The sequence below is a fragment of the Pseudolabrys sp. genome, assembly GCF_035943735.1.
Lineage (GTDB): Bacteria > Pseudomonadota > Alphaproteobacteria > Rhizobiales > Xanthobacteraceae > Pseudolabrys.
Genome location: NZ_DASZBV010000025.1, coordinates 150,956 through 175,779, shown reverse-complemented (window position 1 = coordinate 175,779; position 24,824 = coordinate 150,956). Strand labels below are relative to the sequence as shown.

General features: G+C 65.8%; 28 protein-coding genes. 15 read left to right on the top strand and 13 right to left on the bottom strand.

Translation table 11 applies throughout. The features are described from left to right. Positions 1-4 precede the first annotated feature (4 nt). Both VGV41_RS19390 and VGV41_RS19385 read left to right on the top strand, forming a co-directional pair. Positions 5-763, top strand: coding sequence for a cephalosporin hydroxylase family protein (locus tag VGV41_RS19390; protein WP_326865685.1), 759 nt, complete (start codon positions 5-7; stop codon positions 761-763). 72 nt (positions 764-835) lie between these two features. After that, the gene (locus tag VGV41_RS19385) at positions 836-1,891 is read left to right on the top strand and encodes a glycosyltransferase family 2 protein (RefSeq protein WP_326865684.1); all 1,056 of its coding nucleotides are present in this window, start codon (positions 836-838) and stop codon (positions 1,889-1,891) included. Here the strand turns inward: VGV41_RS19385 and VGV41_RS19380 are convergent. The 5 genes from VGV41_RS19380 to VGV41_RS19360 form a co-directional block, all read right to left on the bottom strand. Beyond that, a complete protein-coding gene (locus VGV41_RS19380; RefSeq protein ID WP_326865682.1) occupies positions 1,888-2,592 on the bottom strand; it encodes an ABC transporter ATP-binding protein in 705 nt (234 codons plus the stop codon). The genes VGV41_RS19385 and VGV41_RS19380 overlap by 4 nt on opposite strands. Then, positions 2,592-3,317: an ABC transporter ATP-binding protein gene (locus tag VGV41_RS19375; protein ID WP_326865680.1), complete on the bottom strand. Its 726-nt coding sequence runs from the start codon at positions 3,315-3,317 to the stop codon at positions 2,592-2,594. The genes VGV41_RS19380 and VGV41_RS19375 overlap by 1 nt, the downstream gene beginning before the upstream one ends. Further along, complete coding sequence (locus tag VGV41_RS19370; protein ID WP_326865678.1) at positions 3,314-4,318, bottom strand: branched-chain amino acid ABC transporter permease; 1,005 nt, start codon at positions 4,316-4,318, stop codon at positions 3,314-3,316. The genes VGV41_RS19375 and VGV41_RS19370 overlap by 4 nt, the downstream gene beginning before the upstream one ends. Next, positions 4,315-5,187, bottom strand: coding sequence for a branched-chain amino acid ABC transporter permease (locus tag VGV41_RS19365; RefSeq protein ID WP_326865674.1), 873 nt, complete (start codon positions 5,185-5,187; stop codon positions 4,315-4,317). The genes VGV41_RS19370 and VGV41_RS19365 overlap by 4 nt, the downstream gene beginning before the upstream one ends. A gap of 152 nt (positions 5,188-5,339) precedes the next feature. After that, positions 5,340-6,578 (bottom strand): ABC transporter substrate-binding protein, encoded by a 1,239-nt coding sequence (locus tag VGV41_RS19360; RefSeq protein ID WP_326865673.1) that lies wholly within the window; start codon positions 6,576-6,578, stop codon positions 5,340-5,342. Between the two features lie 210 nt (positions 6,579-6,788). Between VGV41_RS19360 and VGV41_RS19355 the strand changes: the two genes are divergently transcribed. Further along, positions 6,789-7,250, top strand: a complete 462-nt coding sequence (locus VGV41_RS19355) for a MarR family winged helix-turn-helix transcriptional regulator (RefSeq protein ID WP_326865671.1) — start codon at positions 6,789-6,791, stop codon at positions 7,248-7,250. Here VGV41_RS19355 and VGV41_RS19350 read toward each other — a convergent pair. Further along, positions 7,247-8,542, bottom strand: a complete 1,296-nt coding sequence (locus VGV41_RS19350; RefSeq protein WP_326865670.1) for an amidase — start codon at positions 8,540-8,542, stop codon at positions 7,247-7,249. The two genes, VGV41_RS19355 and VGV41_RS19350, sit on opposite strands and share 4 nt — an antisense overlap. Before the next feature lie 562 nt (positions 8,543-9,104). Between VGV41_RS19350 and VGV41_RS19345 the strand changes: the two genes are divergently transcribed. From VGV41_RS19345 to VGV41_RS19335, 3 genes are all read left to right on the top strand, one after another. Beyond that, on the top strand, positions 9,105-9,773 hold the full coding sequence (locus tag VGV41_RS19345; protein ID WP_326865669.1) for a GntR family transcriptional regulator: 669 nt from the start codon (positions 9,105-9,107) through the stop codon (positions 9,771-9,773). 47 nt (positions 9,774-9,820) lie between these two features. Continuing rightward, positions 9,821-10,546: a PIG-L deacetylase family protein gene (locus tag VGV41_RS19340; protein ID WP_326865668.1), complete on the top strand. Its 726-nt coding sequence runs from the start codon at positions 9,821-9,823 to the stop codon at positions 10,544-10,546. A 146-nt stretch (positions 10,547-10,692) separates the two neighbouring features. Further along, entirely contained in the window at positions 10,693-11,385 is a 693-nt protein-coding gene (locus VGV41_RS19335) for a 4-carboxy-4-hydroxy-2-oxoadipate aldolase/oxaloacetate decarboxylase (protein ID WP_326865666.1), read from the top strand. 7 nt (positions 11,386-11,392) lie between these two features. On the opposite strand, the gene VGV41_RS19330 is transcribed toward VGV41_RS19335, so the two are convergent. Then, on the bottom strand, positions 11,393-12,544 hold the full coding sequence (locus VGV41_RS19330) for a glycosyltransferase family 4 protein (protein ID WP_326865664.1): 1,152 nt from the start codon (positions 12,542-12,544) through the stop codon (positions 11,393-11,395). 447 nt (positions 12,545-12,991) lie between these two features. Here VGV41_RS19330 and VGV41_RS19325 point away from each other — a divergent pair, with 447 nt between their 5' ends. Continuing rightward, entirely contained in the window at positions 12,992-13,153 is a 162-nt protein-coding gene (locus VGV41_RS19325; RefSeq protein WP_326865662.1) for a Flp family type IVb pilin, read from the top strand. A 244-nt stretch (positions 13,154-13,397) separates the two neighbouring features. After that, positions 13,398-13,559, top strand: a complete 162-nt coding sequence (locus tag VGV41_RS19320; RefSeq protein WP_326865662.1) for a Flp family type IVb pilin — start codon at positions 13,398-13,400, stop codon at positions 13,557-13,559. A 127-nt stretch (positions 13,560-13,686) separates the two neighbouring features. Here the strand turns inward: VGV41_RS19320 and VGV41_RS19315 are convergent, their stop codons facing one another. The 4 genes from VGV41_RS19315 to VGV41_RS19300 form a co-directional block, all read right to left on the bottom strand. Next, positions 13,687-14,187 carry a hypothetical protein gene (locus tag VGV41_RS19315; RefSeq protein WP_326865660.1) on the bottom strand — a complete coding sequence of 167 codons (501 nt, stop codon included), beginning with the start codon at positions 14,185-14,187 and terminating at the stop codon, positions 13,687-13,689. Between the two features lie 94 nt (positions 14,188-14,281). After that, positions 14,282-14,749: a DUF202 domain-containing protein gene (locus VGV41_RS19310; protein WP_326865658.1), complete on the bottom strand. Its 468-nt coding sequence runs from the start codon at positions 14,747-14,749 to the stop codon at positions 14,282-14,284. Between the two features lie 41 nt (positions 14,750-14,790). Then, positions 14,791-15,612: an ABC transporter permease gene (locus VGV41_RS19305; RefSeq protein WP_326865657.1), complete on the bottom strand. Its 822-nt coding sequence runs from the start codon at positions 15,610-15,612 to the stop codon at positions 14,791-14,793. A gap of 73 nt (positions 15,613-15,685) precedes the next feature. Next, positions 15,686-16,699 carry an ABC transporter substrate-binding protein gene (locus VGV41_RS19300; RefSeq protein WP_326865654.1) on the bottom strand — a complete coding sequence of 338 codons (1,014 nt, stop codon included), beginning with the start codon at positions 16,697-16,699 and terminating at the stop codon, positions 15,686-15,688. A gap of 188 nt (positions 16,700-16,887) precedes the next feature. On the opposite strand from VGV41_RS19300, the gene VGV41_RS19295 reads away from it, so the two are divergent. The 6 genes from VGV41_RS19295 (at position 16,888) to VGV41_RS19270 (ending at position 21,534) form a co-directional block, all read left to right on the top strand. Beyond that, positions 16,888-17,592 carry a DUF938 domain-containing protein gene (locus VGV41_RS19295; RefSeq protein WP_326865704.1) on the top strand — a complete coding sequence of 235 codons (705 nt, stop codon included), beginning with the start codon at positions 16,888-16,890 and terminating at the stop codon, positions 17,590-17,592. A 12-nt stretch (positions 17,593-17,604) separates the two neighbouring features. Next, positions 17,605-18,564, top strand: a complete 960-nt coding sequence (locus VGV41_RS19290; RefSeq protein WP_326865652.1) for a catechol 2,3-dioxygenase — start codon at positions 17,605-17,607, stop codon at positions 18,562-18,564. A 7-nt stretch (positions 18,565-18,571) separates the two neighbouring features. Further along, positions 18,572-19,417, top strand: a complete 846-nt coding sequence (locus tag VGV41_RS19285; RefSeq protein ID WP_326865650.1) for an aldo/keto reductase — start codon at positions 18,572-18,574, stop codon at positions 19,415-19,417. Then, positions 19,417-20,169, top strand: coding sequence for a nuclear transport factor 2 family protein (locus VGV41_RS19280; RefSeq protein ID WP_326865648.1), 753 nt, complete (start codon positions 19,417-19,419; stop codon positions 20,167-20,169). The genes VGV41_RS19285 and VGV41_RS19280 overlap by 1 nt, the downstream gene beginning before the upstream one ends. Positions 20,170-20,196: 27 nt before the next feature. Continuing rightward, positions 20,197-21,096 carry an NAD(P)-dependent oxidoreductase gene (locus VGV41_RS19275; RefSeq protein ID WP_326865645.1) on the top strand — a complete coding sequence of 300 codons (900 nt, stop codon included), beginning with the start codon at positions 20,197-20,199 and terminating at the stop codon, positions 21,094-21,096. 120 nt (positions 21,097-21,216) lie between these two features. Continuing rightward, positions 21,217-21,534 carry a hypothetical protein gene (locus tag VGV41_RS19270; protein ID WP_326865643.1) on the top strand — a complete coding sequence of 106 codons (318 nt, stop codon included), beginning with the start codon at positions 21,217-21,219 and terminating at the stop codon, positions 21,532-21,534. 81 nt (positions 21,535-21,615) lie between these two features. On the opposite strand, the gene VGV41_RS19265 is transcribed toward VGV41_RS19270, so the two are convergent. Then, complete coding sequence (locus tag VGV41_RS19265) at positions 21,616-22,590, bottom strand: ABC transporter substrate-binding protein (RefSeq protein ID WP_326865641.1); 975 nt, start codon at positions 22,588-22,590, stop codon at positions 21,616-21,618. A 95-nt stretch (positions 22,591-22,685) separates the two neighbouring features. Further along, on the bottom strand, positions 22,686-23,510 hold the full coding sequence (locus VGV41_RS19260; protein ID WP_326865639.1) for a class II aldolase/adducin family protein: 825 nt from the start codon (positions 23,508-23,510) through the stop codon (positions 22,686-22,688). 195 nt (positions 23,511-23,705) lie between these two features. On the opposite strand from VGV41_RS19260, the gene VGV41_RS19255 reads away from it, so the two are divergent. Further along, positions 23,706-24,749 (top strand): hypothetical protein, encoded by a 1,044-nt coding sequence (locus VGV41_RS19255; RefSeq protein WP_326865638.1) that lies wholly within the window; start codon positions 23,706-23,708, stop codon positions 24,747-24,749. Positions 24,750-24,824 lie beyond the last annotated feature (75 nt).

The following is a 24,824-nucleotide window of genomic DNA, read 5'->3' as shown; positions in this document are numbered from 1 at the left end:
CATCATGGATTTCGCGATCAGGCGCGCCGCACTGGCCGAGCGCAACTGGAACGACCCGAACTGCAGGGCTGCCGTCAAGACCTGGCACGATGCCAGCCGCAAGTTCGACTACCAGTACATGTTCCAGTGGCTCGGCTTGCCCATCATTCAGGACCCGCAAGACGTCTGCGCTATTTCGGAAATCATCTGGACCTATAAGCCGGATGCAGTTGTCGAGACCGGAATTGCCCGCGGCGGCTCCCTTGTCTTGTCGGCCAGCATCCTGGCCGCGCTCGGCTACAGCGAATTCTTGCGGGGCGAGAAGCCGGTCACCCGCAAGGTCGTCGGCGTGGATATCGACATTCGACCCCATAGCCGTGAAGCGATTGAAGGTCACGCCCTCGCGCCGATGATCGATCTCGTGCAAGGCTCATCGATTGATTCAGCCATCGTCGGCCAAGTGTCCAAGCTTGTCGAAGGCAAGAAAAAGATCATGGTCGTCCTCGATTCCCATCACACGCGCGATCACGTCCTCGAGGAATTGCGACTTTACTCACCCTTTGTGTCAAAGCACTCTGTCCTGATCGTCATGGACACAGGCATCGAATTTGCACCCGAGGAAAGTTTCAACGTTAGCCGGCCATGGGGACCCGGCAATAGCCCGTTGACCGCCGTCAATGATTTTCTCGCGAGCAAAGCGGGCGCGGAGTTCTACAAAGATCAGTCGATCGAGAAGCGGCACCTTCTGACATGCGCGCCACAGGGTCTGCTGGTCCGCCGTTAAGTTTTAGGCTGTTGTCATCGACTGTGTGATACGCTGCCCGCGAGGACGAATCACAAGCTGGAATCAGGCTACGTGCAGCTCTCCATTTTGACGCCAACATACCGCAGCAACGCGGTCGCCTGCGCCCGGATAGCTCAAGTCTGCTCCTGGGCCTCACCCCAAATCGAAGTGATCGTGCGCGACAATTCGGGTGACCCGAAGAAGCGCGCTCTGATTGGCCAATTTCAGCGGGACAACTGTAAAATCGTTTCGGTCGATCCGTGTCCCGGACCGGAAAACTTCGCAGCAGCTTTGAAGATGGCGACCGGCGAGTTCATTTTCTACGTCGCCGACGACGATCTCTGCTTCGATCGTGCCATCGCAGCCCTGCCCGCACTTATCGACGCTGCTGCCAAGACTTCCGATGTCGTCGGAATGACCGGCACCTATGCCATCGAAACGGCGAGAGGCACGTCGCTCGGGGCATATAATGGCATCGACTCCGATGACGTAGAGACGCGCGTCGCCGGCTATCTCGGACACGGCGCCAATGTGCTGGTGTATTCGCCGATGCGAAGGGCCTTGTACGAGCGGGTTTTCGCCCTCATGCGGTCGATGCCGTTCTTCTTCTCATTTCACGACCAGGTCATGTGCCTGCTATTTATACTCGCCGGCAAATTCGTTGCGATGCCGCGGCTCCTCTATAGCTACGATATCGGGCCGTGGGAGACCGACGAAGGGAGCCAAAAGCAGGATGTCGGCTTGTACACCGACGCCGGCCTCGATCCGGCGATCAACAAGCTGCACTGGTTCCTGTGCGGCTTCGAAGGCGCCGTCCTGGCGCGCAACTCCGATCTGGTTCCCAATTACCCGTGGGCGCAGCGCCAGCGGATCGCGGACCAATGGTTTGCAGTCATGTTCGGCCGTTTCCTGCGTAGCGCGCGCATGACCTTCGACTCCCCCTACACCGCGCAGGCCGAGGCGCTTTGCCAGAAGCTGCGGGCCTCGCAGGGCCGGCTTTCTTTCGAGGGGATGCTCGCCGACATCGCCGGACTGATGGGGGTCTTTGCGCCCGACCTGGCGCAGCGCTACTTCCAGTTCTGGAGCGCCGCGATGAACCGCCGCCAGCCGACCGCGGCCAGCGCCTAGAGTCCGAGATAAGCCCGGCGCACGCGGTCGTCGCCGAGCAGCGCCTCGCCGGTCCCGGACAGCGTGACGCGGCCGTTCTCCAGCACGTAGGCGTGGCTGGCGAGCTTGAGCGACACCGCCACGTTTTGCTCCACCAGCACGCAGGTGAGCCCGTCGCGGTTCAAATCACGCACGGTCTTGAGCACGGCCTGCACCACCGCCGGCGCCAGTCCGAGCGACGGCTCGTCGAACATCACGAGCTCGGGTGCGCCCATCAGGCAGCGGCCGATGGCCAGCATCTGCTGCTCGCCGCCGGACAAGGTGCCCGCGGCCTGCGCGCGCCGCTCGGCGAGCACCGGAAACATCGCATAGATGCTCTCGAGCCGCTGCTCTCGCCCCGCACGCGCGCGCGGCAGCATGGCGCCCATCGCGAGATTTTCCGCAACCGACAAAGTCGGAAACACCTGGCGGCCTTCCGCCACCTGGCCGACGCCGAGATTGCATACTTTGTGGCTCGGCCAGCCGGCGATATCGGCGCCGCGATAGAGGATGCGGCCGCGCGCCGGCCGGTGCATGCCGGCGATGGTGCGGATGAGCGAGGTCTTGCCGGCGCCATTGGCGCCGACGATGGCGACGATGGCGCCCTCCGGCACCTCCAGCGACACGCCGTCGAGCGCCTGCGCGTCGCCGTAAAAGACGTCGATATCCTCGATGCGGAGCATCAGACGTCCTCCGCGCCGAGATACGAATGGATGACCGCCGGATCGCGGACGACGTCGGCCGGCCGTCCCTGCGCGATCGGCGCGCCGTGGTGCAGCACCAGGATCTGCGAGGCGAGCGCCATCACCGCGCGCATCACGTGCTCGATGAGCAGGATCGTCAGGCCGGTCTCGGCATTCAGCGTGCGCAGGATCGCGACCATGCGGTCGGTCTCGGTCGGGCGCAGCCCCGCCATCACCTCATCGAGCAGCAACAGCTTCGGTCCGGTGGCGAGCGCGCGTGCGACCTCGAGCCGCTTGCGGTCGGGCAGCGTCAGTGACGCGGCCCGCTGGCCGCGCTTGTCGTAGAGGTCGAGCTTGCGCAGCACCTCCTGCGCATGCGCGCGCGCCTCGGCCACGTGATGCCGGTGCAGCAGCGCACCAACGACAACGTTGTCCTCCACCGTGAGCGCCGGGAACGGCCGCACGATCTGGAAGGTGCGGCCGATGCCGCGGCGGCAGATGCGGTCGGGCGACAGGCCGTCGATGCGCTCGCCGGCGAAGGTGATCGTGCCGCCGTCCGGCGCGTAGACGCCGGCGATCATGTTGAACAGGGTCGTCTTGCCGGCGCCGTTCGGCCCGATGACCGCATAGATGCCGCCCTCCGGCACCTCGAACGCGAGGCGGTCGACGGCGACGAGGCCGCGGAAACGCTTGGAGATGCCGTCGACCGAGAGAAGCGCGCTCATGGACCGCGCCCCTTCAGCCCGAGCCGCTGCGCCAGCCACGGCCAGATGCCGTCCGGCGCGCCGACGATCACCGCCAGCAGGCAGACGCCGTAGAACACCTGCTTGGCGCCGGGGATGTCGACGCCGATCGCCGCCAGCGTGCTGGTCAGAGTCTCGGCGAGCCCCGTCAGCACGAAGGCGCCGAGGATCGGGCCGAACAGAGTGCCGATACCGCCGACGATCGGCGCCAGGATGATCTCGATGGAGCGCGAGATGTTGAAGACCTGCTCGGGGAACAGGTTGTTGTAATAGAAGGCGTAGATCACGCCGGCGAAGGAGGTCATCGCCGCCGAGATCACCACCGCCAGCATCTTGTAATGGAAGGTGTCGATGCCGGCGGCGCGCGCCGCCTCCTCGTCCTCGCGGATCGCCAGCCAGAAATAGCCGATGCGGCTTGTCAGCAGCGCGCGGCAGCCCACCAGCGCCGCCACCGTCGCCGCGAGCAGGATATAATAGAACATCACCGGCTGGCCGCGCAGCAGCCATAGGTCGTTGTGGGCGTATTGCTTGACCGGCAGGAACAGCCCGGACGAGCCGTTGGTCCAGGCGAGATGGTCGAAGCCGACGCGGGCGAATTCGGCGACCGCGATGGTGAGGATGGCGAAATAGACGCCGCCGACGCGAAAGCGGAAGGCGAGATAGCCGACGAAGGCGCCGGCGAGCGCGGCAAGCGGCGCCGCGACCATCAGCCCGAGCCACGGGCCGATACCGAAATGCACGAACAGAGCCGCCGCCGCATAGGCGCCGAGACCGACATAGAGGGCATGACCGAGCGACAGCTGTCCGGCGAAGCCCATCATGATGTTCCACGCCTGACCGGTGTAGGCGAAATAGAAAATCAGGATGAGGACGGTGAGCAGATAGTCGCTGGCGAACAGCGGCGCGGCGAGCGCGGCCGCGAGCAGCAGCACGAGCAGCGCCAGCGCGCGCGCGGACAATCCCTCCGTCAGCCGCGCGATCATGCCGACCTCTTACCCAGGATGCCCTGCGGCCGCAGCAGCAGCACCAGAACGAGGATGCCGAAGGAGAACATGCTCTTGGCCGACGGCGTGAACAGCAGTCCCGCCATCGCCTCGGTCAGCCCGATCAGCACGCCGCCGACGAGCGCACCGGGCATCGAGCCCAAGCCCCCCGTGATGACGATGACGAAGGCGAGCAGCGTGTAGCTCGGGCCCAGCGACGGCGTCACGTCGACGATGAGCAGCAGCATCACGCCGGCGGCGCCGACACACGCTGCGCCGATGCCGAAGGTGAGCGCGTAGAGGTGCTTGACGTCGAGCCCGACCACCAGCGCGCCGACGTAGTTGTCGGCGCAGGCGCGGATCGCCGTGCCGATGGTGGTGAAGCGGAAGAAGGCGAACAGGCCGGCCGCCACCACGATCGACGCCAGCCCGGCATAGGCCTTGGTCGCGTCGACGATCAGCGGACCGAGCTGAAAGCTGTCGAAGGCGTATGCGACCTGCACCGTCCTGGCATCGGGGCCGAACACGATCAGCAGCACGTTGACGATGATGATGGCGACGGCGATCAGCAGCAGAAACTGCGTGTGCTCGGGCCGGGTGACGAAGCGGTTGATCAGCCCCTTCTGCAAGAGATAGCCGAAGGCGAACATCACCGCCGCGATCGGCACCAGCATCAGGAGCGGATCGAGATGGAACGCGGCGAACAAGGCGATCGCGATGTACATCGCGATGGTCATCATCTCGCCGTGCGCGAAGTTGACCACCCGCACGACGCCGAAGATCACCGACAGGCCGAGCGCCATCAGGCCGTAGACGAGCCCGGTCAGGATGCCGACAACGGCGACGTTGAGGTAGAGCGAGAGCGGCACGGAGATTCCCGTCGGAGTACTGCGAGCCCCTCCACCGTCATGCCCGGCCTTGTGCCGGGCATCCACGTCCTCGCGGCGGTTCAGCAAGGAGGATGTGGATGGCCGGGACGAAGCCCGGCCATGACGACATCGTAGGCCTTAGCGCCGTCGCCTCACAGCCGCCGATCGTAGGGCTTGAGCGGCCAGTCCGGTTTGGCGTTGGCCGCCTCTTTCGGCGTCAGCGACACGATCTTGCCGCCGCGGTTCTGGATGGCGGAGATCTTCAGCTTCTCGTTTTGGCCCTTGGCGTCGAACTGGATGCCCGGACCGGTCGTCGTGTTGTTGGTGATGTTGGTCTTGCGGATCGCATCGGCGAGCGCCTTCGGGTCGGCCGAGCCGGCGCGCTTGTAGGCGTCGGCGGCGATCAGCAGCGCCTCGAAGGTGTAGACGTGGTTGGTGTTCAGGTTGACGCCGGCGTAGGCCTTGGCCAGCGCCGCCTCGAGCGTCTTGCTCAGCGGCTTGTTCGGGTCGTACCACGGCGCCAGGCTGATCGGCCCGTCGGAGAGCTTGCCCAGGGTCTTCAGGTACTGGTCCTCGTACCAGCCAGGCCCGAGGCTCATGACCGCCATCGGCGTCCACCGCTGCTTGACCATTTCGCGTGTGAGCAGGATGGCGTCATTGAGGCGGCTGACGCACATCACCGCTTCGGCGCCGCTCGCCTTCGCCTTGGCGACCTCGACCGAGAGGTCGCGCGCCGCCGGATCGTATGAAATCTCCTGCACGATCTTGTACGGCATGTCGAACTTCGGCATCACCGCGCCGATGCCCTTCGACATCGCGGTGCCGAACGTGTCGTTGACGTGCATGAACACGACAGTCTTCGGCGCCGAGCCGGTGAGCGCGAACAATTCCTTCTGATTGGCGAAGGCGCCACCGAGGATCATGCCGGCGGTCGGGAAGTTGCGGAACACGAACTTGTAGCCCTGCTCCGTGATCTGCGGCGCAGCGGCGATGTTGATGATGAAGGGCACGCCCTTCTGCTCGGCCACCTGCGCGATCGCCGTGCTCTGCCCGGAGTCGAAGGCGCCGACCAGCACCTGCGCGCCCTCGCCGATCAGCTTCTCGGCGCGCGAACGCGCAACGTCGACGCTCGATTCGGTGTCGCCGTTCATGATCTGCAGCGCCGGCAGGCCCATGTCCTTGAGCACGCCGGCGGCGATGTCGACGCCGCGCTGGCAGTCCTGGCCGATGCCGGCCTCGAAGCCGGAGCGCGGCAGCAGCACGCCGACCTTGAGCGGCGCGCCCTGCGCGCGGACGATGTTGAAGGGGGTGGTGCCGGCGAGAAGGCCGGCGGCGCCGAGACCGGCGGTGAACGTGCGGCGGCTGACGCCTTGAGGCATGTGGCGGGGCATCGGAAGTCCTCCTTGGATGGGCTGTTCGGCCCTTTTTTCGATGATGCCGGAAGAGCGGCGACCTTCACAAGCCCGCCGCACGCGTCTGCCGCAACAACGGCCGAAGGCCGGTTGCGCGGCGGATTGCGGCAGCGGCCGAACCCGGAATATTGTTGACCGGGTCAACAATCGCCGTCAACTCGAAAGCCGCTTAAAAGCAAGGCGACGCTCATGGCAAGGAAGACAAGCAGCGTGCGCCGGGCGCGGCCGAACGCCGCGCCCGATCTCGGCGCGCTCAACGACCGCCTCGGCTATTTCGTGCGGCGGCTGCAGGTCTGGATATTTCAGGACTTCATCCGCCGGCTCGCGCGCCTCGACCTCAGCCCGGCGCAGTTCTCGGTCATTGTCGTCATCGGCGCCAATCCCGGCCTGTCGCAGGCCGAGCTCGCCGAGACGCTCGGCATCGAGCGCGCCCGGCTCGTGCGCCTTTTGCACCGGCTGGAGCGGCGGGGCCTGACGCAGCGGCGCGCCTCCCGCTCGGACGGCCGGCGCCATGCGCTGGAATTGACGCGCGAAGGCAGAACGGTGCTGGCGGCCGCCGAGCGGCTCGCCGGGCAGCACGAGGACGTGCTCAGGGAGAAGCTGGGCGCCCGCCGCTATCGCACGCTGCTGAACGTCCTGCGCGCGGTCTAGGCAAACACCTGCTCGACCGCGGTGGCGATGGCGAACAATTTGCGGTCGTGGCCGTTGCGCGCGACCAGCATCAGCCCGACCGGCAGGCCGTTGCGCGGCAGCGGCAGCGAGATGGCGCAGCAGTCGAAGAAATTCCACACCGACGTGTTGCGCAGGGTCATCGCGTTCCTGCGCGCAAAATCCTCCGGCGCAGCGATCTCGGCAAGCGTCGGGGCGACGATGGGACAGGTGGGCATGACCAGAACATCGGTGTCCGAGAGCCATTCGTCCATCATGCGGATGAGCTTGTCGCGCTCGTTCGCCATCCAGATGTAGTCGGCGGCGCCGATCGTGCGCGCGCGCTCGAGACGGGCGCGGACGTTCGGATCGATGTCGCTCCCGCGGCGGTCGAGAAGGTCGCGGTTGACGGTGAAGGCTTCTGCCGGCTGCACGCCGCCGCGCTTGTTGACCTCGACCATTGCCTCGATCAGCGGCAGCGGCTTGTCGCGCAGCCGGGCCCCGGCCTTGGTCAGCCGCGCCAACGCCTGTGCGTAGGATTTGCCGACGGTCGCATCGAGATTGTCGACCGGTATGCCCTGCGCCACAGAGACACGCAGATCGGTGAGCGAAGGCGCCGCCAAAGGCGCGCGCGCCTCACCCGCCATCGCCGCGTCGGCGCGCCGGCAATCGGCGACATTGCGCGCCATCGGCCCGATCGAGTCCATGCTCTGCGACAGCGGATAGACGCCGTCGCGCGAGATGCGCAGGCGGCTCGGCTTGTAGCCGACGATGCCGCACAAGGCCGCCGGCACGCGCGTCGAGCCGCCGGTGTCGCTGCCGATCGAGATCTCGCACATGCCGTCGGCGGCGGCGACCGCCCCGCCCGACGACGAACCGCCGGGAATGCGCGCGCGGTCGGCCGGATTGCCCGGCGTGCCGAAATGCGGATTGGCGCCGATGCCGGAGAAGGCGAACTCGGTCATGTTGGTCTTGGCGACGATCACCGCGCCGGCCTGGCGTAACCGCCGCACCACCGGCGCGTCGGACGCGGCCGGCTTGCCTTCTTCGGCGAGAACCTTCGAGCCAGCGCGCGTCACTTCGCCGGCGACGTCGAACAGATCCTTGATGCTGACGATGGCACCGTCGAGCGCGCCGAGCGTCACGCCGGCCTTGGCGCGGGCATCGGCCGCTTCCGCCGCTGCGCACGCCGCATCGCGATAGACGGTGAGACAGGCGCGCGCGCCCTCGCCTTTCGGATCGTCGATGCGCGCCAGGGCTTCATCGAGGCGCGCGCGGGTTGAGGATCGCGTCATGCTCTGTCACTCCGCTGTTGTCCGGCTGCGATAGTGCAGAGAGAGCGCGGCGACACAAGTGCGCTCTTTGCGGCGGCGTCGGCACGCAAGAACGCCTGCAAAAGCGTACAAAACTTGTCCCCGCTCTTATCAACCGCGCATGGACCGACGACAAGCCGCTTGTTCCCGCACGAGGACGGCGTAAGCTTTTGGGCAGGACATCCTCCTTCGGCTTGCCGGACCTGGATGGCCGCCATGGCCGAGCGGACATGGGACGTGGATGCCGCGCAAGCGGTCTTCGTGGTCCAGGTCTTCCGGTCCTGGCTCTCGGTAAACTGGTTTCCCGCGCTGGGCCGGAGCCCGCGCCGGGTATGCATCAGAGAGCTAGAGACGGGCAGACGACGGTCTGCCCGTTATGGCTTTGGGCCCCCCCCTCTTCGCACAATTCGTCCGTATCGCGCCAACATCAGCGCCTGCGCGAATATTTCGTCGCCTGCGCACGGCGCACCCGCGTAAGCGCCGCGCTTGACGCGGGTCGGCGCCGATTGTTAACAATCCGGTCAGCCAGATTGTTGCGTCACGAATGGTCCATCGTTCTCCCCGCCCTGCCGCCACCGACATCACCGCGCGCCTGCGCGACGCGATCACGCGCGGCCGGCTGATGCCGAACGAGCGGCTGATCGAGGCCGACCTCGCCGGGCAATACCGCGTCAACCGCGCGCACATCCGTACCGCGCTCGCCATGCTCGATCAGGAGGGCCTGGTCGTGCGCGAGAAGAACCGCGGCGCGCGCGTGCGCGCCGTCTCCGATGCCGAGGCGCTGGAGATCGCCGGGACGCGCCTCGTCCTCGAGGTGATGGTGGCGCGGCAGGCGGCGGAGCGCGCCGGCGCCGCCGACCGCAAGGCGCTGCGCGAGATCGAAAGCGAGATGCGCGCCGCCGTCGGCGCGGAAGATTATTCGCGCTTCTCGCAACTGAATGGCGCGCTTCACCGCAAGATCCAGCGCATCGCCGGCAACGCTACCGCCTCGCGCATCCTCGACACGCTGAAGTCGCACCTCGTGCGGCTGCAGTACCGCGTCATCCTGCTGCCGGGCCGGCCGCAATCCTCGCTCGCCGAGCACCGCGCCATCGTCGACGCGCTGTGCAAGGGCGACGCCGATGCGGCGGAAGCGGCGATGCGGCGCCACCTCGAGAGCTTCACCCACCTGCTCACGCAGGCGATCGCCGCCAGCCAGCACGGCGGCTTCTGAGCGAGACCGCGGCGCGGGCCGTGCACGATCAACAAGAAGGAGCTTTCATGTCGGAACAGAAGACCGGGCTCGTCGTCACCGCCCATCCCGGCGATTTCGTCTGGCGCGCCGGCGGCGCGATCGCGCTGCACGCCAAGCAGGGCTACAAGATGAAGATCGTCTGCATGTCCTTCGGCGAGCGCGGCGAAAGCCAGTTCGCCTGGAAGGAGGCGGGCGCGACGATGGAGAAGGTGAAGGCGGGCCGCAAGGACGAGGCGGAGCAGGCCGCGGCGCTTTTGGGCGCCGAGATCGAGTTCTTCGACTGCGGCGACTATCCGCTCAAGCTCACCGAAGCGCACTTCGACCGCATGGTCGACATCTACAGGGAAACCAATCCAGCCTTCGTGCTCACGCACGCGCTGAAGGACCCGTACAATTTCGATCATCCGAACGCCGCGCATTTTGCGCAGGAAACGCGCGTCGTCGCGCAGGCGATGGGCCACAAGCCCGGCGCCAAGTACAAGTATTCGGCGCCGCCGGTCTATCTGTTCGAGCCGCACCAGCCCGAGCAGTGCGACTACAAGCCCGATCTTATCCTCAAGATCGATGATGTCTGGGAGACCAAGTACAAGGCGTTCCAGATCCTCGCCGCGCAGAAGCACCTTTGGCACTATTACGAACGCGTCGCGCTCAACCGCGGCATCCAGGGCTCGCGCAACACCGGCATCCCGATGACCTACGGCGAGGCCTATCAGACCCTGTTCCCGCGCGTCGTCACCGAGACTTTGGGCTAGCTTCTTGTCCCGGGCGCAATGCAGCACGAAGTGATGCATGGCAGACCCGGGACCGTTACGACTTCCGAGTTTGCGAAGGTCCCGGCTCTGCGGTGCTCCGCTATCGCGCTGCACCGCGTCCGGGACAAGCCAGAAAGAAAACCACCATGAAGAACGTCGTCGTACGCAACATCCAGCGCGCCGATGCCCAGGCGCTTGCCACGTTCGAGAAGCTCGGCGCTTCGACCGTGCACGAAGCCCTGGGCCGCTATCAGCTGATGAAGCCGTATATGCGCCCGGTCTGGGCCGGCGCATCGATCGCGGGACCCGCCGTCACCATCCTGGCGCAACCCGGCGACAACTGGATGCTGCATGTCGCCATCGAGCAGTGCAAACCCGGCGACGTCGTCGTGCTCGGCTGCACGGCCGACAACACCGATGGCATGATCGGCGATCTGATCGCCACCTCGCTGAAGGCGCGCGGCGTCAAAGGCGTCATCATCGACGCCGGCTGCCGCGACGTCGTGGCGCTCAAGGAGATGGGCTTCCCGATCTGGGCGCGCGCGATCTCATCGAAGGGCACCGTGAAGGCAACCCTGGGCTCGGTGAACATTCCGGTCGTTTGCGCCGGCGTCTATGTCGAGCCGGGCGACGCAGTGGTGGCGGACGACGACGGCGTCGTGGTCGTGCCGAAGAAGTATGTCGCCGAGACCGCGGCAAAGGCGCAGAAGCGTTTCGACGACGAAGACGCCAAGCGTCAGAAGCTGGCGTCGGGCATCCTCGGCCTCGACATGTACAACATGCGCGAGCCACTGGCGAAGGCCGGCCTCGTCTACGTCGATAATCCGGAAGACGTCTGAGGCTCGCCTAAGCTCGCACCAACACCTTGCGGTGCGCCGCCGGCGCGCCGCCGATCGCCTGCTGATAGCCGGCGAGGATGCTGTCGACCATCGCGTCGACCGAGAAGAAATCCATCACGCGCTGGCGCAGCACCTGCGCGGTGACGGTTGCCGGTTCCGGGTCGGCTATCGCCGCAGCGATTGCCTGCTGCAATGAACCGACCTCGCCGGCGACGACGAGCCCGTCGGCGAGCGGCCCGTAAATCTCCGGGATGCCGCCGACCCGCGTGGTGATCAGCGGCCTTCCGGCCGCAGCGGCCTCCAGCACGACGTAAGGCAGCGACTCCGCGCGCGACGGCAGCACCACCAGGCGCCCGTGCGTCAGCGCCACGCGCATCGGCATTCGCGGCATGAAGCGGATCGCCGCGGCGAGTCCGTTCGCCGCCACGCGCGCGCGCAGCGCGGCCGCTTCCGGACCGTCACCAACCAGAGTGGCCGTCAGCAGGCGCCCCTCGCGGTGCAACGCAGCGACGGCGTCGATCAGCGTGTCGATGCCCTTCACCGGCCGGAATTCGCCGACGAACACGATGTCGCTCGCGTCCGCCGCCGGGACCACCTCCGCGAACTCGCCGCGGCTGATGCCGTTGTGCACGATGCGCACCAACCCGCGCGGCGTGCCGACCTTGCTGCGAAAGACGTTGGCGCTGTGGGCGCTCTCGAACAGATAAAGATCGCCACGGGCCATCAGCGCGCGTTCCATCAGCAGATACGCCTTGCCCGTAAGCTTCGTGTGATCGAGCAGCAGGCTGCCGCCGTGCGGCGTATAGGCGCGCACGATCGGCCTGCCGACGAAAGCGAGACGCGCGGCGGCGCCGCCTTTAGCGCCGTGCCCATGCACCACGTCGGCGTTGACCTGCCGCAGACGCCGGCTGACATGCGCGACGGCGCCGAGATCGCGCGGACTGAGTTGCCGCGGGATCGGCACGCTGGTGATACCCAGCGCCAGGCAGGGGGCGAGCATGGCGAGGATGGCGGATGACCGGCCGTCACCGGTGAGGTTGTCGAGCACCAGCCCGACACGATGGCCGCGGGCCACCTGCCCGTTCACCAGATCGACGACGTGCCGGAACAGGCCGCCGAGCGGCGCGCGAAAGACGTGGATGATATTGAGGGACCGCATTGAAAGGACTCTTACTGGCGGCCGCCCGGAATCCGGATCGGCTCTCTCGGCGGAACCGCCGCTCGTATTCTGGTATGCGAAACCGAGAATGCGTGGAACCGACAATTCGATTAGGAATTAACCGGCCGCCGCATGCATACGTTCTTTATGCGGATGTGCAGCAGGGTTGCATTGCGCTGGAGCAATTGCGCGTTCCGTACCGTCAAACGAATTTTCAACTCAGCACTAATGCATCGTTAATAGCGAGCCGGCCTTTCAGGTTTGTCCTTCAATCCGGGGCTAGAACGGCCCCGGAAATTGCGCAGTTTCGAACACATAGCGCATGTGAGGCGTCCGCTGCGGCCGCGGGGCCTGACAGGGATAGGCACGACTTTGCACTATTCCCGAAGGCTATTTTTAACGTCCGGCGGTTAGGTTCTACCCACTAACCCTCCTGGAGCGTCTCACATGTCCAAGATTGTTGCGTTTCTGAAGAACGAGTCCGGCGCTACGGCCATCGAGTATGGCCTCATCGCCGCCGGCATCTCCGTCGCCATCATCGCCGTCGTCAACACGATCGGCTCGAAGTTGAACACGAACTTCACCAGCATCTCGACGCAGTTGAAATAATCGCGTCCCGCAGGGACCGGTTGGGAAGAAGCCGCCCGCGAGGCGGCTTCTTTCGTTTTGGAGCCTCGCAGCGGGAGCGCGGGCTCGCGGCCTTCCCATTATGCATGCCATACCCGGCATTTATGCGCGGTCCCGGCAACACTTTGTTAAATTGCATTACGATGTCGCGTGAAGAAACTCTTTACCGGCGGTGGGTAGTTTTCGGACGCTCCCGTCCTGGAGCGAGTCACCTGGAGCGTCTCGAATGTCCAAGATCGTTGCGTTTTTGAAGAACGAGTCGGGAGCGACGGCCATCGAGTACGGCCTCATCGCCGCCGGCATCTCCGTCGCCATCATCGCCGTCGTCAACACGATCGGCTCGAAGCTGAACACGAACTTCACCAGCATTTCGACCCAGCTGAAATAAGCGCGGTCGACGGACGCAAAGTACCTGGAAGCCGCCGGCAACGGCGGCTTCTTCGTTTTTCCCGGCCTCCGGAGCTTGAAAAAGAGCAAGAAAGATCCTGTTAGTCCGGGGATACAGCGGCCGGCGATCAGGCAAGGTGCGGCCCCGCCGGCCGAAACCGGCGTACCACGTAGAAGCCGACGATGACCGCAATCGCGAGTGCCGCGATCTGCGCGACCAGGAACGGCGGCTCCGATCCGGTGGGCGCCAGCACGTGCAGCGGTGGTACCTTGAGAAACGCCTGCACAATCAGCACGAGGATGTTCAGGTATAGCGCGGCGACTGCGCAGACCGCGTAGATCCAGCGCCACGCGCCGCCGAGATGGCCGCCGTAGATCGCCCAGAGCGCCGTCAGCAGAATGACCGTCGATACGACACCCGTGCCGAGCGCCGGCGTGAAGCCCTTTATCGGAAAAAGGAACCCGGTGAGGCTGGTCAGCAGCGTGAAGGCGAAGAAGGCCGCCGTCCAGCCGGACAGCCGTTCGGCGCGAAGCATGCCGATGACGACGACGATGCCGGCGGCGATCGCCGCCACGCTGATCAGCACATGAAGAATCGTGAAAGCGGCAAGCGAAAGACCGAGAATCATGATGCTCCCCCATCGAAGCCCGGCGCGACGCCGAGCTTACGCCCGCGCTTCGGCGCCGTCTCTGGCAATGTCGCGCGCTTTCGTCGTGAAACCTTCAAGAAGGCGCGTGGGAAAACCAGATACCCACCAGCGAGGCGAGCGCCACCAGCACCAGGAAGCCGTTGACGAGCAGCAGGAGTGGCGCCGGCAACTGCCGCGCGTCCGGCTCCGGCGGCGGCGGACCGGGCCTGAGCTGCCGCCACACGGCGGCGCCGAAGCAGAAGGCGCTGAAAAGGACGAGGACGCTGCCGGTCAATCCGATCAGCCAGCCGGGCAGCACGTGCGACAGCAGCGATTTGGCGCCGACACCGCTCGCCAGCGAGACGAGCCCCGTGCGCACCCAGGCGGCGTAGGTGCGCTCGGCGGCGAACACGGTGCGGTCGGCGGCAAGCTCGGTGCGGCGGTCCGCGGCCATTTCCATCTGCGCCGTGTCGCGCGCCATATGCTCGGCGCTGGCGTCCACGTGCGCGGCGCTGCTTTCGATCTCCTTGGCAGACCGTTCGATCTTGCGTTGCGTGGCCATGCTTTAAGAAGACCGCGGTCGGAACAAGGTTCCTGCCGCCGTCAACGGTTGGCGTGGCTCCAGGGCGCGATCCGGCGCTCGAGCCGTTTCAGACCGGCCGTGAGCGTGACGCCGAGCGTCATCAAAACGATCACCGGCACCAGGGTCTTGTCCATTTCGAAAACGTTTGCATATTTCGTGATCATAAAGCCGAGCCCGGAGATGGTGGTGTAGAACTCGGCAATCACCATGCCGACGAGACCGCGCCCGATCGCGAGACGGATACCGGCGGCGATGTAGGGCAGCGCGAAGGGCAGCAGCACGTCCTGCCACATGCGGCTTTCGGTCGAGCGGAACGAGCGCGCGACCTCCAGCATGTTCTTGTCGCATTCGCGCACGCCTTGGTACGTGTTGATCAGGACGGGAAACACGGCGAACAGGAAGACGACGATCACCTTGGCCTTGAGATAGATGCCGAACCACAAGACCAGGATCGGCACCAGCGCCACCGTCGGCGTCGAATACAGCGCGTTGATGGGCAGATCGAGCGCCCAGTCGAGCTTCCGGATCCGCGCCATGGCGACGCCGAGCGGGATGCCGACGACGACGGCGCAGCCGAGGCCCAGTACCATCACTTCGAGGCTCTGCGAGAGATAGTACGGAAGGTCGCCCGAGACGGTGAGATCGTAGAAAGCGATCGCGATTTTCGACGGATAAGAGAAGAAGATCGGATCGATGAACGGTCCGGCGATTTGCCAGACGATCAGGATCAGGAGCGTGAAGCCATAGCGGAAGACCGCCTTGCTCTCCAGCCAGCTTGGTCTTGCTCCCGCAAGCGGCTTCGGCGCGGCGGAGGCCGGCTGCGCCTGGTGGACCACAGTCATCGCGTCTCCTGCCGTTTGCCTTCAGGAATGCTCCGGCGGGCGCGCCATTCGTGCCGCCCGCCGGACGTTGTGGTCAGAATGCCGGGGTCGGGCAGACCGGGCCCTTCCATTCGCCCATCGTGGCGATGGCCTTCTTGGCGAAGCTCGCATCGACGACGTCATCGTAGCTCGGCGTCTTGCCCGGCTTGATGTTGCCGACCTTGGTCATCAGGTTGGCCGTGAAGTCGACGCGCTCTTTGCTCAGGCCACTGTTGGCGTCCCAGATGCAGTTCTTCACCAGGAAGTCGTAGCTCTCCGAGATGATCTTCTCCGGATAGCCGGTCTCCTTGACCATGATCGGCAGCACCCTGGCCTTATCGCTGTACATGATGCGTGTCGCCTCGATCGTCGCAGCGACGACCTTCTCGGTCACGTCCGGCTTGGTCTTGAGCGTCTTCTCGGTCGCCGACAGGAAGGTGTAGAGCGTCTTCGGCTGCAATTCCCACATGCGCCCGACGGCGTGCAGGTCGGGAACCTTGCTCTTGGCCAGCATCTCCTGTTCGACGTGCAGAATGGCCGTGTCGACCTGGTTGGCGACCAGCGCCGGCACGTCCTCGCTGGCGATCGAGACGAAGTTGACCTCCTTCGGATCGATCTTTGCGGCGCGCAGCACGCTGCGGCTCAGGATGTCGGCGAAGCCGCCCGGCTCCTGGATGCCGATGCGCTTGCCCTTGAGGTCGGCCATCGTCTTGACGTTGGCGCGCACGATCATCGAGGCTTCGAACTTCGGCAGGTTAGCGGAGAGCGCCTTCACCGTCGCGCCGTTGGCGCGGCCGATAATCGTCGGCGCGCCTGGCGTGAGGCCGAAGTCGATATTGCCGGCCAGCAGGGCGCGGTAAACCTTGGTGCCGTCGCCGAGCGACACCGTCTCCACGTCGAGGCCGGCCTTCTTGTAGAGGCCGAGATCCTTGGCGATGATCACCGGCATATGCACGACATTCGGCGGCGAGGTCGGCAGACCGATGACGACCTTCTCCTGCGCCTGCGCGGCAGTTGCCGCCAGCGTGAGCGCGGCCGCCAGCGCGGCCAGGCGATAGAACCTGCGCATCTTCGTCCTCCCTGATGTTGCCGGCCGTGGTTTTTCTTGCCGGCGTTGTGATTTGCGGCTTTGAGCCGCGCGTTCCCTCGCGCGCGATCTTGCCGCATGGCCATTGGAAAAACAACGAAGGGGGGTTTTTCGTCCATGCCGGCCGGGGTTTGACCGAAACGGCTCCCGCATGGTTCATGGCGCCTATGATGGCGCCCGCCGATCCTCCGCAACCCCGTTTCGTCGTCGAATTCGGCAAGGACGGCACCCCGCCCGCCGAGGCGGGGCGGCTGGACGCGCCCGCCTTCCACCGCAACCACGATGCGATCTGGCAGGCGCTTGCGCCGCACCTCGCGGCGGCACGCGGGAACGTGCTCGAACTCGGCAGCGGCACCGGCCAGCATACCGTCGCGTATGCGGCGTTGACGCCGGCGCTGACTTGGCATCCGAGCGACCTGCAGGAGAGCCACCTTGCCAGCATCGAAGCCTGGCGCGCGCACACGGGCCTCGCCAATGTCGCGCCGCCGCAGCGCATTGACTTGACCGACCCCGGCTGGAACTGGACGCCGGGCGGCCTCCTGACCGCGATGTTGTGCATCAACGTATTGCACATCTCGCCATGGTGCGTGTCGCAGAACCTGATCGCCGGCGCTGGCCGACTCCTCGACCGCGCCGGCCGCCTGTTCGTCTATGGCCCGTTCAAGCGCGACGGCGCGCATACCGCGCCGAGCAACGCCGAATTCGATGCCAGCCTGCGCGCGCGCAATCCGGACTGGGGCGTGCGCGACACGCGCGACCTCGCCACGCTCGCGGCGGCGAACGGTCTTACCCTCGCCGACGTCGTGCCGATGCCAGCCAACAATTTCATCCTGGTGATCGCGCGCGATGGCCGGACGTCGACGACCTTGAACTGACGAAGGACATCAATGCAGCCTGAACCGATTTTCGATATCGCCCATCTCGGCCATCTCGAATTGCTGACACCGACCTTCGACAAGAGCGTGCGCTTCTTCGTCGATGTGATGGGCATGACCATCTCCGGCGAGAAGGGCGACAGCGTCTATCTGCGCGCCTACGACGACTACGAACGCTATTCGCTCAAACTCACCGCCGCGAAGACCAACGGCATGGCGCACGTCGCCTATCGCTGCCGCTCGCCGCAGGCACTGGAGCGCCGCGCCGCGGCGCTGAAAGGCTCGGGTTTCGACGTCGGCTGGACCGACGGCGATCTCGGCCACGGCAAGACCTTCGTCTGCAAGGATCCGGACGGGCACGTCATCGAGCTCTATTTCGACACCGAATGGTACGAGGCGCCGCCCGAGCTGAAACCGTCGCTCAAGAACCAGGCGCAGCGCTTTCCCGCGCGCGGCTGCAACGTCCGCCGGCTCGACCACTGGAACGGCCTCGCCGCCGACATCTCCGCCTGCCGCAAATTCTTCGAGGACTATCTCGGCTTCCGTCTCACCGAGCGGATCGTGCTCAACGACGGCACCGAGGCCGGCATCTGGTTCACCGCCACCAACAAGTCCTATGACTTCGCCTATACGCGCGACCATACCGGCACGAAGGGCCGCTTCCACCACATCACCTACGCGCTCAATTCGCGCGAGGAGGTCCTGCTCGCCGCCGACGTCTTCCTCGAGAACGGCGTCTTCATCGAGACCGGCCCGCACAAGCACGCGGTGCAACAGACGTTCTTCCTCTATGTCTACGAGCCGGGCGGCAACCGCGTCGAGGTGGCGAACGCGGGCGCGCGGCTCATCCTCGCGCCCGACTGGAAGCCGATCACCTGGACCGAGGACGAGCGCAAGAAGGGCCAGGCCTGGGGCCTGAAGACCATCGAGTCGTTCCATACGCATGGAACGCCGGAGGTTCCGCACAAGTAGTCCGCTCATGGCCGCGCGCTCGATCCCCACTGTCCGTCTGCCGTCCGACGCTCCGATGCCGGTCTACGGCCTCGGCACCTGGCGCATGGGCGAGAGCGGACGGACCCGGGCCAACGAGGTGCAGGCGCTGCGCCACGGCATCGCGCGCGGCGTCACGCTCATCGATACCGCCGAGATGTACGGCGACGGCGAAGCCGAGACGATCGTCGCCGACGCGGTCGGCGGCGACCGGGACCAGATCTTCATCGTCAGCAAGGTGCTGCCGAACAATGCGTCGCGCCGCGGCACAGTCGCCGCCTGCGAGCGCAGCCTGAAGCGGCTGAAGACCGACCGCATCGATCTCTATCTGCTGCACTGGCGCGGCTCGCATCCGCTCGCCGACACCGTCGCCGCCTTCGAGGACCTGCGCGCCGCCGGCAAGATCCTCCATTGGGGCGTCAGCAATTTCGACCACGACGACATGCAGGAGCTCGCCCGCGCGCCGCACGGCAAGCACTGCCAGACGAACCAGGTCCTCTATAATCTCACCCGCCGCGGCATCGAGTTCGACCTCCTGCCGTGGTGCCGGACGCACAAGATGCCGGTGATGGCCTATTCGCCGATCGAGCAGGGCCGCATGCTCGGCCACAAGGCGCTCGCGGATGTCGCGCGCCGCCATGAGGCGACGCCGGCGCAGGTCGCGCTCGCCTGGCTGTTGCGGCAGGGGGTCATCGTCATTCCGAAGGCGACCGCGCTGACGCATGTCGACGAAAACCTCGGCGCGCTCGACCTCACGCTCACCGAAGCCGATGTCGCCGCACTCGACCGCGCCTTCCCGCCGCCGACCTCGCCGCAACCGCTGGACATGCTGTGATGGACGACCTTCTCGCCGCCGACAGACGGCTCGTCGCCGCGCTGGCCGCGCGCAGCCCCGACGCCATGGCGCTGATCGACGACGATTTCACCTGGATCGACGCGCGCGGAGCCCGCTTCGGCAGAAACGATACCCTGCCCGCCTCGCCGCTCGGCAGCGAGGACGGTCTCGTCCCGCAGACGCAGCGCTATGCGCAGACCGCCACCGTCATGACCGATCGCGACAAGATGTTCGTGCTGCGCATCTGGGTGAAGCGCGCGCAGGGCTGGCAGCTCATCGTCTGGCACGAAGTATCGCAGCAGAACCCGCCGGCCGGACACGCGCCCGGCCGCGCCGACTGGGACAATCCCTGTCGCACCCTGCCCTACACGCCAAAGTCCGCAGACGAGCGCGACTGCCTCGCCTCTTGGCAAGAGCTCGAGAGAGCGGTGATGGGTCACGATCCGGACGCATGGGCCCGCCATGTCGCCGACGAGTTCATCGTCGTCGGCGCCGCCCGCCGCCACAGCAAGGCCGACCGCTACGCCGTCGTCGCGGAGCAGCGGAAGAACAACACGCCGTCGGCGCCGGCCCCGCTGGTCGAAGCCCGCCTTGACGGCTTCGGCGACACGATGTTGATGCGCTGCGAGCACCAGCCGTTCCACGGCAAGGCCGCGTATGTCAGCCGCCTGTTCGTCAAGCGCGACGGCGTCTGGCTGATGGCCGCGAGCTTCCAGACCACGCGCCAGGACGCGCCGGTGAAAACGATCTAACTTGCGTATCTAAGGACAAAGACTGCCATGACCCGTCGCAATACCCCGCGCATCTCGTTCATCGGCTTCGGCGAGGCCGGACAGGCCATCGCCTCCGGCCTGCGCGAGGAAGGCATCGAACAGATCGCCGCCTGGGATATCCTGTTCCCGCAGGCCGAAGGCGCGAAGCTGAAGGCGGCGGGCGAGCAGATGGGGGTGCGGCTGGCCAGGTCAGCCGCCGACGCCGTGGCCGAGACCGATATGGTGATTTCGGCTGTGACGGCGGCTTCCAGCCTCGAGGCGGCCCAATCCGTCGCGCCGCACCTGTCGGGAAACCCCTGGTACCTCGACATCAACTCGGTTTCGCCCGGGCGCAAGCATGCGACCGAGAAGCTGCTCGACGGCAAGGCCCGCTATGTCGACGTCGCGGTGATCGCGCCGATCCATCCCAAGCGCCACAAGACGCCGCTGCTGATCGCCGGGCCCTACGCCGGGGGCGTCGCACCGCTGCTCGAAGAGATGGAGATGAAGCTCAAGGTCGTCTCGGGCGAGACCGGCAAAGCGGCTGCGATCAAGATGATCCGCAGCGTGATGATCAAGGGCCTCGAGGCGCTGACCCTCGAGTGCTTCCTCGCCGCCGAGCGCGCCGGCCTGGTCGACGAGGTGGCGGTGTCGATGCAGAACAACTACCCAACCCTCGATTTCAAGCAGATCGCCGACTACAACATCGAGCGCATGGCGAGCCACGGTGAGCGCCGCGCCGCCGAGATGGAGGAGTCCTGCGTCACCCTGCGCGAACTCGGCATCGATCCGGCGATGACCGAAGGCACGGTGAGGCGGCAGCGCGAAATGGGCCGCATCGGCAAGGGCGAAGCGGTGCGCGCGACGCTCGACGCCGGCCACGACGCCATGCTCAAGGCGATCAGCGCGGCCAAGGGCGACACCTGATCTTCCTGAACGCCCGTTCAGAAAGCAAAATGTCGCGGAGCGGCAACTCCGTCAACTTCTTGTAAATCGGCGACGGTACATACACACTGTCTCGCGTTTGCAATGAGGGAGGAGAAACCCATGCAGCTCAAACATATTGCTTACACCCTGCTGATCGCCGGCACCGCCGCCGTCGTCGCGACGAGCCCGAGCTTCGCCGCCAAGAAGAAGGCGAAGTCCTACGCCGAAGACTCGACCCCGGTCTGCCTGCAGCCGCACAAGGCGGTCTGCGGCATGAAGGGCACGCAGAAGTTCACCTATGCGAGCGCCTGCTTCGCGCTCAAGGACGGCGCCAAGATCGTCGGCGACAGCGCCTGCGCGGGCGGCAAGAAAATGATGAAGAAGAAGATGTCGATGAAGAAGCCGATGAAGAAGGGCGACAAGGCCAAGAAGATGTGATCGTCGCTGCTCTTCACGAGGCAATAAGAAAGGGCCGCTGCATCGCAGCGGCCCTTTCGGTTTCCAGGCTCCTGAGCCGGCTTATTTCCGGACCGGCGGCGTGACGATCAGCTCCTTGAGCTGCGCCTCGGTCAGCGGCTTGTCGAGGAACTTCAGCTTCACCGCGTCTTTCACGGCGCCGTCGAGATCCTTGAACTCGGTCGTCTGCACCGTCTCCTTCGGCTGGAATTTCTCCATCGACTCCTTCAAGAGCTCGATCGGCTGATGCACCTTCTTCGAGTACATCTCAACCGCCTTCGGATCGGAGTACATCCAGTCGATCGCCTCGCGATAGGCGTCCATAAAGCGCAGGATCGCGTCGTGCTTGGTCTTCCAGGCGTTGGCGTTGACGATCAGCGTGCGCACCGTCTGGCCGCGCAGCGAGGGCACGTCGCTGCCGCGGGCAACGATGCGGATCTTGCCTTCCTTGACTTCCTTGAGACCGAACGGCGGCGCCGCCCAACCGACTTCGACCTGGCCCGACATCGCCGCGGTCAGCGTCGCGGCCGGACCGCCGGTCGCAGTCGGCTTGCCCTTGCCGTGCAGTTCATTCATGAACGCGACGACAATGTTGTTCGACGACGAGCCGTTGGTCGAATAGGCGACGGTGGTGTCCGGCGTCCAGTCCTTGATCGATTTGATCTTGGAATCCGACTTCACGTACCAGTACAGATCGCCGGTGCCGGTGAAGGCCGGCGCCAGGATGCGCACCGGCGCGCCCTTGGAGAAAGCGCGCATGACGCCGGCGGCGCCCACGCCCGCGCCGATGTCGGCCGAGCCGGAGATCACCGCCTGGATGGTCTCGCCGGCGCCCTGCGTGCCGACGTTATCGAGCACGATGCCGTGCTTCTTGAAGATGCCGGCATCCTGGCCGAGCGTCGGCGCCTGGTTTTCCCAATTGTTGATCTGGCCGATCGCCACCTTGAGATGGTCCTCGGCTGCGGCCGGCTGCAGCCCCGCCGCCACCAGCGGCAGCGCCAGGCCGACAGCCGCGGCCATCAATCTGAAATTTGTCATACGATCCTCCCTTGAGCTTCGCTCACGTTTCTCATTCGCCCCCTGACGGGTGCGGCATTCAATCGTGCCGCCGCCGTCAGGGGAAGCCTCAATTTTCAACGCCGGCGTGTTTTCTTGCGCGCCGGAACCCTGGTCGCGGTACGCGCAGGCTTCCGCGCCGCGGCGCGCCCGCCTTTCGCTGCAGCCTTCACCGGCGGGATCATCAGTCCGGCGCGACCGAGCCGCACCGACCAGTACTCCCACGAGCGGCCGAGCCCGGTCGTGCTCTGGCTGATCTTGCCGCACATCTCGGTCTCGCCATGCGTCAGCGCGGAGATGGTGCCGATGCCCATCGCTCGCACCTGATAATCGGCGTTGCGTGCCGAGAACACGCAGCGGAAAACGCAGTCCTGCACGCTGGTGCCGATCACGGTGACGCCGTGCCGGCGCATCATCACCATGTTGTGGTCGCCGAGAGCGCGCGCGAGCGAGGCGCCCTCCTCCGGCTTGACCACCAGCATGTTGGTGTCGCCGAACTCGTCCTGCTGGTCCCAGTACGGCGGCCGGATGCCGCCGACCGCGCCGAGATGGAAGATCGGCAGGTAATCGCCGCCGACCGCGAGCAGCGGCATAAAGGCCGGCGCATGATGATGGCACACCGCCATCACGTCCGGCCGCGCCTTGTAGATCTCGCCATGGATCACGCGCTCGGAATACTGGCCGACGTCCGGATCGCGCAGCGGCCTGGAATCGAGATCGTATTCGATCAGGTCACCGGGCTCGACTAGTTCCGGCGAGCGCGAGCGCGACAGCACGTAGCGGTCGGGATGGCCGGGATGACGCATGCTGACGTGACCGAAGGCGTCGAGCACGCCTTCATTGGCGACGATGCGGTTGGCGATGGCGAGTTCACGGAAAGCTTCGGTCAGCGAAGTCGGCACGGACGTTTCCCTTCCTGATAAGGCGTTCTGGTTGCGCGACCATTAGAGCCGCGCGCCGCCGCGTTCAAGCCCGGCGCCGCAAGGCGTCGCAGCCCGAATGCCGGGACTCCCGCGCGCGAGCCTTGCCATGGCCACTTGGCGCGTCGCAGGGTGCCGGACGAACCGCCCATGAAGCGAGTCATCGCGGAGAGCAGAATGAGCGCGCGCAACGTCTATCTGGTCGGCAGCGTGCCGATGGCCGATGCGGCCACGGTGTTCGAGACGGTGAGCGCGGCGGTCGGCCCCCTGCTGTTGACGCTGCCCGACGGGGAAACCGGAGAGCGGCTGGACTGGATCACCTGGCTCGAGCCGGTGTTCCGGGACAATCCGGCATTCGAGCTCTCGCCGGAGACCTTCCAACTGCATGGGCTGGCGGCCAAACATCGCCGCTACCAGCTCAAGCCCGGTATCTCGGTGTCGGACGTTCGCTTCGACAACCTGTTCTATGCCGACATCGCGCGGCAATCCTACGCCACGTTCAGTGCGCTCAAGCGCGCCGGCAAGATCCCGCCGCAGGTGAAATTTCAGATCGATCTTGTGCCGGCCCATTCGGTCATCTGGCTGTTCGTCCAGGAAGGCCTGCAACGCGCGATCGATTCCATCTACAACGACGCCGTGCTGCGCGAGATCGACAAGATCGCCGCCGCGCTGCCGCACGACGACATCGCCATCCAGTTCGACATCGCCTCGGCCGTGTTCGCGCGGCTCGAGCGCGACCAGCCGAGCCCCTACGGCGCCACCAAGACCGAGATGCAGGACACCTTCTCGAAGATCGTGCTGCGGCTCGCCAACCATGTGCCGGCCGACATCGATCTCCTGTTCCACTTCTGCTACGGCGACGCCGGTCATCGGCACGTGATCGAGCCGACCGATATGGGCGACATGGTCGATTACGCCAACCGCCTGGCGGGACAGATCGAGCGGCCGATCGCTCAGATCCACATGCCGGTCCCCCGCGATCGTTCGGATGCCGCCTACTTCGCGCCGCTGCAACGATTGCGGCTCCCGTCGAGCACGCGGCTGTGCCTCGGCCTGGTGCACTACACTGACGGCCTGGAGGGGACCCGAAAGCGACTCGAAACCGCGCGGCAGTTTGTTCGCGATTTCGGGGTCGCCACCGAGTGCGGCTTCGGCCGCCGCGATCCCGCGACGATTCCCGCCTTGCTGCGGTTGCACGCCGATATCGCCGCGCTCGGTTGAGCGGATCGCGCGCAATGGCGAGACCTGTCCCGTATCACAGGACGAAATTTCGGCATTGCACGCGTTGAAAGCTTG

What these genes read in the sequence shown, in the direction of transcription:
- VGV41_RS19370 (WP_326865678.1), bottom strand. Translation starts at nt 4,318, where the DNA reads ATGATCGCGCGGCTGACGGAGGGATTGTCCGCGCGCGCGCTGGCGCTG.
- VGV41_RS19295 (WP_326865704.1), top strand. Translation starts at nt 16,888, where the DNA reads ATGGCGCCCGCCGATCCTCCGCAACCCCGTTTCGTCGTCGAATTCGGC.
- VGV41_RS19325 (WP_326865662.1), top strand. Translation starts at nt 12,992, where the DNA reads ATGTCCAAGATTGTTGCGTTTCTGAAGAACGAGTCCGGCGCTACGGCC.
- VGV41_RS19355 (WP_326865671.1), top strand. Translation starts at nt 6,789, where the DNA reads ATGGCAAGGAAGACAAGCAGCGTGCGCCGGGCGCGGCCGAACGCCGCG.
- VGV41_RS19280 (WP_326865648.1), top strand. Translation starts at nt 19,417, where the DNA reads ATGGACGACCTTCTCGCCGCCGACAGACGGCTCGTCGCCGCGCTGGCC.
- VGV41_RS19390 (WP_326865685.1), top strand. Translation starts at nt 5, where the DNA reads ATGGATTTCGCGATCAGGCGCGCCGCACTGGCCGAGCGCAACTGGAAC.
- VGV41_RS19345 (WP_326865669.1), top strand. Translation starts at nt 9,105, where the DNA reads ATGGTCCATCGTTCTCCCCGCCCTGCCGCCACCGACATCACCGCGCGC.
- VGV41_RS19315 (WP_326865660.1), bottom strand. Translation starts at nt 14,187, where the DNA reads ATGATTCTCGGTCTTTCGCTTGCCGCTTTCACGATTCTTCATGTGCTG.
- VGV41_RS19310 (WP_326865658.1), bottom strand. Translation starts at nt 14,749, where the DNA reads ATGGCCACGCAACGCAAGATCGAACGGTCTGCCAAGGAGATCGAAAGC.
- VGV41_RS19265 (WP_326865641.1), bottom strand. Translation starts at nt 22,590, where the DNA reads ATGACAAATTTCAGATTGATGGCCGCGGCTGTCGGCCTGGCGCTGCCG.
- VGV41_RS19290 (WP_326865652.1), top strand. Translation starts at nt 17,605, where the DNA reads ATGCAGCCTGAACCGATTTTCGATATCGCCCATCTCGGCCATCTCGAA.
- VGV41_RS19380 (WP_326865682.1), bottom strand. Translation starts at nt 2,592, where the DNA reads ATGCTCCGCATCGAGGATATCGACGTCTTTTACGGCGACGCGCAGGCG.
- VGV41_RS19270 (WP_326865643.1), top strand. Translation starts at nt 21,217, where the DNA reads ATGCAGCTCAAACATATTGCTTACACCCTGCTGATCGCCGGCACCGCC.
- VGV41_RS19320 (WP_326865662.1), top strand. Translation starts at nt 13,398, where the DNA reads ATGTCCAAGATCGTTGCGTTTTTGAAGAACGAGTCGGGAGCGACGGCC.
- VGV41_RS19255 (WP_326865638.1), top strand. Translation starts at nt 23,706, where the DNA reads ATGAGCGCGCGCAACGTCTATCTGGTCGGCAGCGTGCCGATGGCCGAT.
- VGV41_RS19275 (WP_326865645.1), top strand. Translation starts at nt 20,197, where the DNA reads ATGACCCGTCGCAATACCCCGCGCATCTCGTTCATCGGCTTCGGCGAG.
- VGV41_RS19375 (WP_326865680.1), bottom strand. Translation starts at nt 3,317, where the DNA reads ATGAGCGCGCTTCTCTCGGTCGACGGCATCTCCAAGCGTTTCCGCGGC.
- VGV41_RS19285 (WP_326865650.1), top strand. Translation starts at nt 18,572, where the DNA reads ATGGCCGCGCGCTCGATCCCCACTGTCCGTCTGCCGTCCGACGCTCCG.
- VGV41_RS19335 (WP_326865666.1), top strand. Translation starts at nt 10,693, where the DNA reads ATGAAGAACGTCGTCGTACGCAACATCCAGCGCGCCGATGCCCAGGCG.
- VGV41_RS19350 (WP_326865670.1), bottom strand. Translation starts at nt 8,542, where the DNA reads ATGACGCGATCCTCAACCCGCGCGCGCCTCGATGAAGCCCTGGCGCGC.
- VGV41_RS19340 (WP_326865668.1), top strand. Translation starts at nt 9,821, where the DNA reads ATGTCGGAACAGAAGACCGGGCTCGTCGTCACCGCCCATCCCGGCGAT.
- VGV41_RS19360 (WP_326865673.1), bottom strand. Translation starts at nt 6,578, where the DNA reads ATGCCCCGCCACATGCCTCAAGGCGTCAGCCGCCGCACGTTCACCGCC.
- VGV41_RS19300 (WP_326865654.1), bottom strand. Translation starts at nt 16,699, where the DNA reads ATGCGCAGGTTCTATCGCCTGGCCGCGCTGGCGGCCGCGCTCACGCTG.
- VGV41_RS19330 (WP_326865664.1), bottom strand. Translation starts at nt 12,544, where the DNA reads ATGCGGTCCCTCAATATCATCCACGTCTTTCGCGCGCCGCTCGGCGGC.
- VGV41_RS19305 (WP_326865657.1), bottom strand. Translation starts at nt 15,612, where the DNA reads ATGACTGTGGTCCACCAGGCGCAGCCGGCCTCCGCCGCGCCGAAGCCG.